We start from the raw sequence: 11995 nt of genomic DNA, 5'->3' as shown, positions 1-11995 counted from the left end.
GAGGTTCCGGAGGTTCCGGAGGTTCCGGAGGTTCCGGAGGTTCCGGAGGTTCCGGAGGTTCCGGAGGTTCCGGAGGTTCCGGAGGTTCCGGAGGTTCCGGAGGTCTGGGAAACCCGGGGAACCCCGGAAGTCCCGGAGGCCTCGGAGGTATCGGAAACCCCGAAAGCGCCGCCGGCCCGGAGACGGTCGAGTTCGGTGGCGTCGTAGCCGAGCAGGCCGGCCACGTACGACAGGTCCTCGCCGCGGCGTGGGGCGCGGCGATAGGCCGGGGGTTCGGTGCCCACGCGGACCGGGGAGGCGACCTGGCGAACCGTTCCCCAGTGCGGGTGCCCGGTCTCCACGATCAGGTCGCGGGCCACCGTGTGCGGGTCGGCGAGGGCGGCGGCCACGTCGTTGACCGGGCCGCACGGGATGCCTACCGGTTCCAGCAGGGCCAGCCAGGCCGCGGTGGTGCGGGTCGCGAAGGTGACTTCCAGCAGCGGCAACAGCGCGTCGGCGTGGTTCCGGCGGCCGGCGAACGTGGCGTACCGGGGGTCGGCCAGCGCGGGCACGCCGAGCACCGTGAACAGGCGCTGCCAGAACTTCTCCTTGGCACAGCCGACCACCACCCACCCGTCCGCCGTCGGGAACAGCTGGAACGGCACGAGGGACGGATGTGCCGAGTAGCGGGTCCGTTCGGGGGTGAATCCGGTGTTGAGGTGCCACGCCGCGGGATAGGTGAGCATGCCGATCGCGGTGTCGAACAGGCTCAGGTCGCAGTCGGTCCCGTGCCCGTCCCGCCGGGCCGCGTGTACTCCGGCGAGCAGGGCGATGGCCGCCACGAATCCGCCCGCGTAGTCGACGAGGGACAGCCCGGACTTGGCCGGTGGCCCACCGGGTTCGCCGGTCAGGTCCATCCATCCGGCGAGGCCCTGCAGGATGTAGTCGTACCCCGGCTGGTGGGCCCGTGGCCCGGTCATGCCGAAACCGGTCAGCGAACAGCACACGATGCCGGGGTTGAGGTGCCGTAGCTGCGTGTACGTGATCCCGATCTTTGCGGGGACGTCGCCGCGCAGGTTGGAGTAGACCGCGTCGGAGTGCCGGACCAGGTCCTCGAAGACCTCCCGCCCGGCCGGGGTGGCCAGGTCCAGCGACAGTGACCGCTTGTTCCGGTTGAACGTCTCGAAGAACAGCGAGTCCTCCCCGTCGGCGTACGGCGGCACATACCGGCCGACGTCACCCCCGGTCCCCGGCTCCTCGATCTTGATGACGTCGGCGCCGAGGTCGGCCAGGTGCACCGATCCGAACGGCCCGGCCCCGTACTGCTCGACGGCGACGATCCGGATGTCCTCGAGGGGTCTCATGCCGTGCTCCCCACCAGTTCGAGCAGACGATGCTGGGCGTGCCGCACCTCGTCGGCGGGCAGCCCGTAGGACGGCGGGGAGAGCTTGATCGCGCCGGCGAGGCCGTCATAGGCGGCGATCTTCACGCGGCACTGTTCCGGTGTTCCGGCGATCGTGTACGCGTCGACCATCTCGTCCGGCACCAGGTGGCCGAGGCCGCCGGCGGGCCTGCCGGCCTTCAGCGCGGCGTTCGCGGCAGCGCACACGGCCCCGAATCCGGCGGCCTCGAACGCCGCGGCGTAGGAGCGGACCGAGGCGTAGAAGCCGACCACGTTCGCGGCGCGACGGCGGGCCGTGGCCGCGTCGCCGTCGACCGAGCAGCAGGCGGCGGCGACGACGTCGAAGGGGCCAGCAGGCCGCAGCAGCGGCAGGATCCGGTCGCGCAGCTCCGCGGGCGGGCACAGCTCGTGCGCGATCCACCCGTCGGCGACCTCCCCGGCCAGCGCGACCATCGCCGGCCCGACGCCCGCGAGGTAGATCGGCAGGTGGTCGCGGGCGGGCGGGTACGGCCGCCGCCACCCGCGCACCCGGATCGACCGCACACCCTTGTGGACGATCGGGTCGCCACCGGCCAGGACCGCCCGGACGATCGCCACGGTGTCACGCAGCCGGGGCACCGGGCGCTCGAACGCGGCGCCGTGCCAGTCCTGGTTGAGCCGGGCCACGCCGGCGCCGAGCCCGAGCCGGAACCGGCCGCCGGACAGTTCGTCGAGGTCGAGGGCGGCGAGCGCGGTCAGCATGGGGCTGCGGGCGAAGGCGAGCGCGATCCCCGTACCCACGCCGACGCAAGCCTGGCCACCGGATTCCTTGCTCGTGCCGCAGGCCAGGGCCGCCGCCGTGGTGAAGGCGTCGCGGTGCAGCTCAGGAGCCCAGACGACGCCGGCGCCGGCGGCCTCGGCGGCCCGGGCGGCGGCGACCAGCTCGGCCGCCGTCTCACCCCATGGCTGCACGTCGCGGCGCATCTACGCGACCTCAGCCGTCGGGCCGTGCCCGCGTCTGTAGGTGAGCATGGTGCGGGTCCAGGTGATGACGTCGGCGCCGTCCTGGTTGAAGCCGGTGGTGAAGACCTTGACGATGCCCGCGTACGGCCGGGACTGCGATTCCCGCAGTTCGAGAACCGTGGACCTGGCGTAGATGGTGTCGCCGACGAAGACCGGGTGCGGCATGTCGATCCGCTCCCAGCCCAGGTTGGCGAACGCGTGCTGGCTGACGTCCGGCACCGACAGCCCGGTCACGACGGCGACCGTGAGGGTGGAGTTGACCAGCAGCTTCTTGTACGGCGTACGCGCTGCGTAGTCGGCGTTGAAGTGGCTCTGGTTGGTGTTCAGCGTCAGCAGCGTGAACCACGTGTTGTCCGCTTCGGAGATCGTGCGGCCGAACGGATGACGGTAGGTGTCGCCGACGGTGAAGTCTTCGTAATAGCGGCCGACCATGCCGCGAAGCTAGCACTTGTTTCGCACAGCGGAAAGGTGTTTCCATCGACCGCATGCTCGAAGCGTTCCTCTACCTGCACATCGTGCTCATGGTCTTCTGGCTCGGCGGGGACCTGGGGGTCTTCTACTCCAGCCGGTACGTGATCGACGCCGCGCTGACCCCCGCCGCCCGGCACACCGCGCTGAGGATCATGCTGGGACTGGACCTCGGGCCCAAGATCTGCCTGATCCTCTTCCTGCCCAGCGGCCTGACCCTGATGTCGCTCGACGCGCACGGCGCTTCGCTGTGGGGCGTTCCCCTGCTGCCGTGGTGGCTGCTCGTGCCGATCTGGATCGGCGCTTTCGTGTGGCTGTGGCTGATGTGGACCGACCACCACGAGCCCGGCAGGCACCCGGCGGTGAAGCGCGCCGACGGGGCGATCCGGGTCGCGGTGGTCGCGGGGATGTTCGGCGCGGGCGTGTTCACGCTGGTCGCCGCCGAGCCGTTCGGGGTCACCACGAACCCGAAGTGGCTGGGCGGCAAGGTCATCCTCTACGCCCTGGCCATCGCGGCGGGACTGGGCATCCGGCGGCAGCTACGGCCGTTCGGGGCCGCGTTCTTCGGCGGGGTGATGGCCGGGACGGCGACCCCCGCGGACGAGGAGACGGTGACGAGGAGTGTCAACGGCTGTCTCCCGTACGTCTGGGTGATCTGGGGTTCGGTCCTCCTGGCCGGCCTGCTGGGCGTCGCCAAGCCCCTGGCGAACCTCTAAGGCTGGTAGCCGAGCTGGGCGGAGATGCGGGACGCGGCGGCCAGCAGGTCGGCGACGGCGTCCCGGGTGTCCGGCTTGAACCGCAGCGCCGGCCCGGCCAGGCTGATCACGGCGACCACCCGGCCGTCGTGGTCGAAGATCGGGGCGGCGATCGACGCGGCGCCGGCCTGGCGTTCGCCGAGCGACGTCGCGTACCCCCGCTTGCGGATCGCGGCCAGGTCCTTCCGCAGTTTCGCCGCGTCGACGATGGTCCGGTCGGTGATCGCCTCCAGGGGGTGCCGGGTCAGGTAGGCGTCGATCTCGAAGTCCGGCAGGAACGCCAGGAACACCTTCGACGAGGCGCCGGCGTTGAGCGGGAACGGGATGCCGAGGCTCACCTCGAGGCGCAGCTCCTGGTCCGGGACGACCTGGTCGACGTAGAGCCGGGTGTCGCCGCGGCGCAGCGACAGGGTGGCGGTCTCGTGGGTGCGCGCGGACAGGTGCTTGAGCTCGGGCGCGGCCATCGCGCGCACGTCGGTGCGGGCCAGGTAGGCGCGGCCGAGCGCGACGGCGGCGTGCCCGAGCGCGTACCGCCGGGTGGACGGGTCGACGGTGATCAGCTCGCGGCTGCGCAGCGCGGTGAGGATGCGGTGCACGGCGGCCTTGGTGAGGCCGAGCGCGGTGGCGATCTCGGTGACGCCGAGGTCCGGCTGCTCGGTGCGGCCGAAGTGGAGCAGCACGTCCATGGCCCGCTCGACGGCGGCGATGGAACGCGACTGGCTCTCGTCCTCCGGCGCGCCCGGTGTCGGCGTTGGCACAGAAACCCCCACGGAACAGGTACGGAACAGACTTCGCCGAACTCTAGCCTGCCATTTCGCACCGCGGAACGCCGTACCGTTCCGCGGTTGACAGGCCACCGGCGCGTCGTTACGTTCAGCGTAACAGCGTTTCTGAGAGCGAAACGGAGGGGCGGGTGCCGGTCGACAGCGCGACGTTCCGGTCCGTGCTCGGGCAGTGGCCGAGCGGCGTCTGCGTGGTCACCACCCTCGGCCCGCACGGCAGGCACGGGATGACCGCCAGCTCATTCTCCTCCGTCAGCCTCGATCCCCCGCTGGTGTCGGTGTGCCTGGGCAACCATCTGCCCAGCCGGGCGTTCCTGGGTGAGGCGGGCCGGTTCGCGATCAGCTTCCTCGGCAAGGACCAGGCGCACATCGGCCGCCGGTTCGCCGGCCAGGAGCGGGACATCACCGACCGGTTCGCCGGCCTCGACTGGACCGTCACACCGAACGGCTGCCCGGTGCTGAGCGAGGCCGTCGCCTGGCTGGACTGCACCGTCGCGCACGCGTACCCGGGCGGCGACCACACCATCTTCGTCGGCGCCGTGACCGGGGCGGCCCTGCCCCGGGTCACCGCGCCACTGCTGTTCCACTCCCGCACCTGGGGCCAGCTCGCCGACCCGCTGCCCCCGTCCGTCGTCCTCACCGCCGACCCGCCGGCCGGCGACGCGCTGCGCCGGGCCGGCGTGCGGATCCGCGGCGACGGGCGGTGCCTCGAGTTCTCCGCCGGCGCGCCACCGGCCCCCGCGGCGATCCGGGCGGCCCGCGAGTCCGGCGCGATCGTCGCCGGCTGGGTGCCCGACGCGTTCGCGCCGGAGCGGGAGGCCGAGGTGCTCGCCACCGTCACCGCCCTGCGGGAGCTCGGCTGCGACGAGGTCGGCTGCGCGGAGTCGCCGCTCGTCCCCGCCTCGCCGTTGCAGGTGCGCCGGGTGCTGCAGGACGCCGCGGTCCGGGCGCGGCCGTCGGCGCTGCGGGTCCGGCTCGCCGGGGACAACCGGCTCTCCCTGGTCAACGCCATGGTCGCGATGAAGAGCGGCGTCCGCCACTTCGACGTCGGCGGCGCCGGGCTGCCTCTCGACGACCTGCTCCACCTCGCCCGCCAGCTCGAGGTCGCCGCCCCGTTCGACCGCGCCGAGACCCAGATCAGGGAGTGACAACGATGGCCGACCGACTCATCGGCGAGAAGCTCGTCGACGACATGACCGTCGAGGAGAAGGCCCGGGCCGCCCTCGTCGAGCGGGTGCTGCCGGCGTTACGTGCCCGGGCCGCCCAGGCCGACAGGGACGGCGCGTTCCCGCGCGGGCACATCGGCCTGCTGCGTGACGCCGGGGTGATGGGCCTGATCGTCCCCGAGGAGTACGGCGGCCTCGGCGGCACGCTGCGGGATCTGGCCGCGGCCACGTACGCGATGGGCAGCGCCTGCCCGTCCACCGCCCTGGCCTTCTTCTTCCACAACACGTCCGCGTCCCGGGGCCTGCTGCCCCTCGAAGCGATCGAGGCCGGGCTGTTCAGCGACGACGAGGCGCCGGTGGTGAAGGCGTTCGCGGAGAAGGTGCTGCGGCTGATGTCCGGCGGCGCCTGGCTGGCCAACTTCGCCAGCGAGTCGGTGAAGTCCAGCAGCGCCAACATCGCCATCGCCACCACCGCTGTCGCGGTGCCCGGAGGTTGGGAGGTGACCGGGGAGAAGTCGTTCGGCTGCGCCACCGGGATCGCCGACCACTACCTGGTCACGGCTCGCCTCGACGGGTACGGGACAGCGGACGGCCTGGTCATGTTCCTGGTCCCGCGGGACGCCGCGGGGGTCACCGAGCGGCCGTTCTGGGACGGGCTCGGCATGCGCGGCAGCGCCAACCACGGCATCCGGCTGGACCGGGTGTTCATCCCGGAGGAGGACGCGCTCACCGTGCCGGGCGCGTTCGTGAAGATGCTGCGGTGCAGCCGGGGCAGCTTCGTCGGCAACCAGCCGGCGATCACGGCGGTCTACGTCGGCGCTGCTCAGGGCGTCTACGACGACACCCTGGAACGGCTCACCCGCACGACGTTCGCCGACACCGGACGGCCGATCGCCGAATCCCCGATGCACCAGGTGATCATCGGCGACATGACCGAGAACCTGGAGCGGGCGTACCTGTGGCTGCGCCGCCAGCTGCTCCTCGAGACGTGCGAGCCGCCGATCGCCACCAAGAGCGAGGTGTACGCCCAGTGGCGCATCGCCAAGGGCTCCATCTGCCAGGCCGCGTTCGACGTCGCGCTCGGCGCGCTGAAGGCGTCCGGCACGTCCAGCGCCACCATGAACGGCACCGTCGGCCGCGCCCTGCGGGACCTGGCGATGGGCCTGGTCATGACCTTCCCCCCGGAACGCGGTCGCCTGGAGGCAGCCTCGGTGATCACCAGCGACAAGGCCAACGAGCTGTTCGCGAGCGTCGCCTCATGACGATCAAGGACCTTGCGGGTGGTACGTGGACCGAGTGCACGATTCCGGTCGGCGTCGACCTGGAGAACCCGGCCACCGCCGAGGTCACCGGTCCGGCCCTGGCCTCGGCGCCCGCCCGGATCGAGGAGGCGCTCGCCGGGGCCGACGCCCTGGGCGTCTGGGATCTCCCCGCCACCGAGCGCGCGGACGTCCTGGACCGGATCGCCGTCGCCGTCGGTGCCGCCGCCGGGGAGATCGTCGCGTGCGAGTCTGCCGCGACCGGCGTCCCGATCCGGCAGACCGCCCCGCTCGGCATGATCCTGTCCGGCGCGTTCGCGCTGGCCGCCGGCCGGCTCCGGCTCGGCCTGCTGACCTCCACGGCCACCCGCGACGACGGCCGCGAGGTCCTGGTCGAACGCCTGCCCTGGGGCCCGGCCGCCTGCCTGGTCCCGTGGAACGCGCCCGCCCCGATGGCCGCCCACAAGGTCGCCAGCGCTCTCGCCGCCGGTTGCCCGACGATCCTGAAACCCAGCGAGTACGCCCCGTACGGCACGCAGCGCCTCGCCGAGGTGATCGGCGCCGGGCTGCGCGCCGCGGGCGCCCCGCCCGCCCTGTTCCAGCTGCTGCACGGCGGAGCGGCGGTCGGCGCGGCGATCGTGTCCGACCCGCGGATCCGGGCCGTCTCGTTCACCGGCGGCCTCACCGGCGGGCGGGCCGTCGCGGTGGCCTGCGCCCACGACGTCAAACCCGTACAGCTCGAACTCGGCGGCAACAACGCGCTGATCGTGCTGCCGGACGCCGACGAGGACACGGCTGCCCGCGCCGCCGCCGACCTGCTCACCACCCTGAACGGGCAGTGGTGCCGGGCGCTGGGCCGGCTGATCGTCCCGGCCGGCCGCGAGGAGGTTCTCGCCCGCGGGATCCTGGACCGGATCGGCGCGCTGACCACCGGTGACCCGGCGGACGAGGCCACCGACTACGGCCCGCTGATCCACTCCGGACACCGGGCGGCGGTGATCAAGGCACGCGACGACCTGGGCGGCAGGGTGCTGGCCGCCGATCTGGACGGCCCGGGCAACACCCTGGCGCCCGCGCTGGTCCTCGGCGCCGACCCGGCCCGTACCACCGAGGAGATCTTCGGCCCGGTCGCCGCGGTGCACGGCTATCGCAGCGTGGACGAGGCGATCGCGCTGGCCAACGGCACCCGGTACGGCCTGGAGGGCTACGTCTTCGGCACCGACGAGACGGCCGCCCTGGCGGTGGCGAGACGGGTCCGGGCCGGCGAGGTCAAGGTCAACGGCTCGTCGATCATGAGCCTGCACCTGTTCACGCCGCGTCCCGCCTGGGGCATCTCCGGGTACTCGGAGGAGGGCGCCGCCGAGACGCTGCGGTTCTTCACCAACCCGCGAGTGGTCGGTGTGGAGAACGGTTTCGCCCTGCACAGCCGCTCATGAGCCACCGCGCCGAGCGGCCCCGGGGCGAGGCGAGGAAGATCCGACCATGACTGCCACCGCGCTGCGAGCGATTCTCGCCGACAACCGGGTCACCCACGTGCCCGGCATCTACGACCCGGTCACCGCCGCGCTCGCCGTGGCGGCCGGGCACCGGGCCGTGCACCTGTCCGGGGCGGCCGTCTCGGCGATCATGCTGGGACGGCCGGATTTGGGGTTCGTGCACGGCACCCAGATCGCCGACCGGGCGTCCACCCTGGTCCCGGCCCTGGACGGGGTGCCGCTGATCGCCGACGCCGACACCGGGTACGGCACTCCGCTGCACGCCGTGTGGACCGCCCTCGCCTACTCCCGGGCCGGGATCGCCGGCCTGCATCTGGAGGACCAGGCCGGCCCGAAACGCTGCGGTCATCTGGCCGGCAAGGAGGTGATACCGATCGGCGAGGCCGCTGCGAAGATCACCGCCCTGGCCGATCAGGTGCCGGAGATGGTGCTGATCGCCCGGACCGACGCGTACGCGGTGCACGGGCTGGACGAGACGATCGTGCGGTGCCGGGCGTACGCCGAGGCGGGCGCCGACGCGATCTTCCCGGAGGGTGTGGACGGCGTGGACGACCTCCGGCGGATCCACAGCGCGCTTCCCGGCGTACCCCTGGTGGTCAATCGCAGCGAAGCCGCGGGCAACCGGCCCGCCGCAACCGACGCCGACCTGCTCGCCGTGGGTGTCCGGTTGGTGCTGCACCCGGTGGCCGCGCTGCTCGCCGCGATGCGTGCCGCGTCGCTGGCCTACCGGGCGATCGCCGACACCGGCACCGCCGAACCGGTCGACCGGATGCCGTGGGCCGCGTTCACCAGGCTCGTCGGCCAGGACGAGGCCCTCGACCTCGACGCCCGGTACGTCCCGAAAGGACTGCAGACATGACCCGCATCCTGGTCGCCGGCGCCGGGCCGGCCGGGCTCACCGCGGCCCTCGCCCTGGCCCGGCGCGGGCTCGCGGTGACCGTCCTGGAATCCGGTCCGGAACTGGCCGCCGAGTCCCGCGCCTCCACCTTCCACCCGCCCACCCTGGAGATGCTCGACGACCTCGGGGTGGGCGATGAGCTGCACGAACGCGGGCTGATCGCGCCGACGTTCGCCTACCGGGACCGGCGCGAGGGCCTGATCGCGCTGCTCGACCTGACGGTGCTCGCCGCCGACACCCGATTCCCCTACCGCCTGCAGTGCGAACAGTCCAAACTCACCCCGATCCTGCTCCGGCGCCTCCTCGCCGCCGGTGGCCGCGTCGAGTTCGGGTTCCCCGTCGCCGGGGTCGCCCAGGACGGCGACACGGTGACCGTGACCAGCGCCGACGGCAGGGTCCTCCGCGGGGCATGGCTGATCGGCGCGGACGGCGCGCACTCGGCGGTACGGCGGGCCACCGGTGTCGCCTTCGACGGCATCACCTATCCGGAACGGTTCCTGGTCGCCTCCGTCACCGAGGAGCCGACCGGGTGGCTGGACGGGCTGGCGGCCGTCAACTACGTGTTCGATCCGGTCGAATGGTGCGTGCTGCTGCGTACCCCCGATCACTGGCGGGTGCTGCTGCCCACCCCGGCGGACACCCCCGACGCCGGCGAGCACGCCCGTCTCGGCGAACGGCTGCGCGGCGTCCACGACCCGGGCCGGCCGTGGCGGGTCGCGCACGCCGGCATGTACCGGGTCCACCAGCGGGTCGCCACCTCGTTCCGGGCCGGTCGGGTGCTGCTCGCCGGCGACGCGGCGCACGTCAACAACCCGCTCGGCGGCCTCGGCATGAACTCCGGCATCCACGACGCCGTCGCCTACGCGAACGCCCTGGCCACCGGCGACGACGCGGCGATCGGGTCGGCGGCCGCCGACCGGCGCCGGATCGCCCTGGAATACGTGCGGAGCGTCTCCCACCAGAACTACGAACGTCTCCGCGCCACCGACCCCGACGCTCGCGCGGCCCACCTGGCCGCCTTGCGCGCCACGGCCGCCGACCCGGCTCGCGCCCGCGCTTCCCTGCTCCGCAGTTCCATGATCACTTCCCTCCGCCCGGTCCCCGCATGACTCCCCAGGCTGGTTCTCATGGCCGTCTCACGCGCCCTGAGACAGCCACCAGAACCAGCCGGACGATTCCGGCTGGCGCTCATGGCTGTCTCCGCACGGCCGAGACAGCCATGAGGACCAGCCGGGGTGGATGGTGAGCGGGATGATCGAGCGGGAGAACCCGGCCCGTACCGACGAGATCGTCGGAACCGTCGCCGTGACGTCGCCGGAGGCGGTCGGCGGGATCGTCCGTGCGGCGGACGCGGAGCAGCGCACGTGGGCGGCGCGGGGCCTGCCGGAACGGCTCACCGCGCTGGCGCGCGCCGCGACCGCGATCGAGAACGCGACGTCCGAGCTGGCCACGCTTCTGGCGCGCGAGTCCGGCAAGGTGCTGGGTGACTGCCGCGGCGAGATCGGGTTCGCGGTCCGCCATCTGCGGTGGGTGATGGATCAAACCCCTGCGGCGTACGCGGACAGTGTCCTCGACGACGCCCTCGGCCGCATCGTGGAGCAGCGGAAACCGTACGGTGTGATCGCCGCGATCACCCCGTGGAACGCGCCCGTCATCCTGTCCATGCTCAAGATCGCGCCGGCGCTGGCCGCGGGCAACGCGATCGTGGTGAAACCGTCGCCGCTCGCCCCGCTCACCGTCGACCGGATCGCCGGGTTGTTCGACGCCCCGGTCCGGGTGGTGCACGGTGGCGCCGCGACCGGGGCGGCGCTGGTGGGGCACGAGCTGGTCCGCAAGGTCGCGTTCACCGGTGGCGCCGACGGCGGCCGGGCGGTGGCGGCGCTGGCCGGCGACCGGCTCACCCCGACCGTACTGGAACTCGGCGGCAACGACCCGGCGGTGTTCCTGGACGACGCCCCGTTCGGCGACGCCGCCATGGACCGTCTCGTGATGGCGAGTTTCGCGACCAGCGGTCAGGTGTGCATGGCGGCGAAACGCCTGTACGTGCCGTCGTCCCGCCTGGACGAGTTCGTCGGCGCCTACCTGGCCGCCGCCGAACGGGTCCTGGTGACCGGCGACCCGCTCGCCGACGGCGTCACCATGGGCCCGGTGATCTCCGCCGCCGCCCAGCGCGCCGCGAACGTCCTGCGCGGCGGCCCCGGCCCGCTGCCGCGATCCTGGTACCCACCCGGCGGTTCCGCGTCGATCTCCCGGAACGATGTCCGGGGTGGGGTGGTGCACGATCTGGGACGGTTCGAGGCCGACCCGCGTACCGGGTATTTCGTCCGGCCCGCGCTCGTCACCGGACCCGATCCGGACTCGCCGCTGGTCGCGGCCGAGCAGTTCGCGCCGGTCGTGCCGGTGCTCGGGTACGACACCGAGGCGGCGGTGCTCGCCGCCGCCAACGCCGGGGAGTTCGGGCTCGGCGCGTCGGTGTGGAGCGCTGACGAGGAGCGGGCGTTCGCGTTCGCACGGCGGTTCGAGGCCGGGTTCGCCTTCGTCAACACGCACAACCGGACCGGCATGAGTCTGCGGGCCCCGTTCGGTGGGGTGAAGCGGTCCGGGTGGGGTCGCGAGTACGCCCACGAAGGCCTCGCCGAATACGTCCAGACCTGCGTCATCCACGCTCCGGCCGCGTTCCGGCCCGCTGCTGTGGTCACGCCGGGCGGGCCGTCGGCGTACCCCGCGGGCTGAAAGCCACCGCGAACCGCCGGTCACGGTTTCGCGGGCCCGGCCCGGCCCGGCGGGC

At 72.9% G+C, this 11995-nt stretch carries 11 protein-coding genes; 7 read left to right on the top strand and 4 right to left on the bottom strand.

Features of this window, described 5'->3' with window-relative positions; genetic code table 11:
- From ACZ3II_RS17845 to ACZ3II_RS17835, 3 genes are all read right to left on the bottom strand, one after another.
- The coding region (locus ACZ3II_RS17845) for a CaiB/BaiF CoA transferase family protein (RefSeq protein WP_465518746.1) at positions 1-1343 on the bottom strand (1343 nt) is incomplete at its 3' end.
- A complete protein-coding gene (locus ACZ3II_RS17840) occupies positions 1340-2344 on the bottom strand; it encodes an LLM class flavin-dependent oxidoreductase (protein ID WP_465518745.1) in 1005 nt (334 codons plus the stop codon). The genes ACZ3II_RS17840 and ACZ3II_RS17845, both read right to left, overlap by 4 nt.
- A complete protein-coding gene (locus ACZ3II_RS17835) occupies positions 2345-2815 on the bottom strand; it encodes a MaoC family dehydratase (RefSeq protein WP_465518744.1) in 471 nt (156 codons plus the stop codon).
- 53 nt (positions 2816-2868) lie between these two features.
- On the opposite strand from ACZ3II_RS17835, the gene ACZ3II_RS17830 reads away from it, so the two are divergent.
- A complete protein-coding gene (locus tag ACZ3II_RS17830; protein ID WP_465518743.1) occupies positions 2869-3567 on the top strand; it encodes a hypothetical protein in 699 nt (232 codons plus the stop codon).
- Here the strand turns inward: ACZ3II_RS17830 and ACZ3II_RS17825 are convergent.
- Entirely contained in the window at positions 3564-4364 is an 801-nt protein-coding gene (locus ACZ3II_RS17825) for an IclR family transcriptional regulator (protein WP_465518742.1), read from the bottom strand. The two genes, ACZ3II_RS17830 and ACZ3II_RS17825, sit on opposite strands and share 4 nt — an antisense overlap.
- Before the next feature lie 155 nt (positions 4365-4519).
- On the opposite strand from ACZ3II_RS17825, the gene ACZ3II_RS17820 reads away from it, so the two are divergent.
- The 6 genes from ACZ3II_RS17820 (at position 4520) to ACZ3II_RS17795 (ending at position 11940) form a co-directional block, all read left to right on the top strand.
- On the top strand, positions 4520-5536 hold the full coding sequence (locus tag ACZ3II_RS17820) for a flavin reductase family protein (RefSeq protein WP_465518741.1): 1017 nt from the start codon (positions 4520-4522) through the stop codon (positions 5534-5536).
- A gap of 5 nt (positions 5537-5541) precedes the next feature.
- Positions 5542-6816, top strand: coding sequence for an acyl-CoA dehydrogenase family protein (locus ACZ3II_RS17815; protein WP_465518740.1), 1275 nt, complete (start codon positions 5542-5544; stop codon positions 6814-6816).
- Positions 6813-8249: an aldehyde dehydrogenase family protein gene (locus tag ACZ3II_RS17810; protein WP_465518739.1), complete on the top strand. Its 1437-nt coding sequence runs from the start codon at positions 6813-6815 to the stop codon at positions 8247-8249. Before ACZ3II_RS17815 ends, ACZ3II_RS17810 begins: the two co-directional genes overlap by 4 nt.
- Before the next feature lie 46 nt (positions 8250-8295).
- A complete protein-coding gene (locus ACZ3II_RS17805) occupies positions 8296-9168 on the top strand; it encodes an isocitrate lyase/PEP mutase family protein (RefSeq protein ID WP_465518738.1) in 873 nt (290 codons plus the stop codon).
- The gene (locus ACZ3II_RS17800) at positions 9165-10316 is read left to right on the top strand and encodes an FAD-dependent oxidoreductase (protein ID WP_465518737.1); all 1152 of its coding nucleotides are present in this window, start codon (positions 9165-9167) and stop codon (positions 10314-10316) included. The genes ACZ3II_RS17805 and ACZ3II_RS17800 overlap by 4 nt, the downstream gene beginning before the upstream one ends.
- A gap of 142 nt (positions 10317-10458) precedes the next feature.
- Positions 10459-11940 carry an aldehyde dehydrogenase family protein gene (locus ACZ3II_RS17795; protein WP_465518736.1) on the top strand — a complete coding sequence of 494 codons (1482 nt, stop codon included), beginning with the start codon at positions 10459-10461 and terminating at the stop codon, positions 11938-11940.
- Positions 11941-11995: the final 55 nt, after the last annotated feature.

The organism is Actinoplanes sp. NPDC019969 (genome assembly GCF_055562375.1).
The sequence above is the reverse complement of the archived record's forward strand: the minus strand, read 5'-3'. Positions and strand labels throughout refer to the sequence as shown.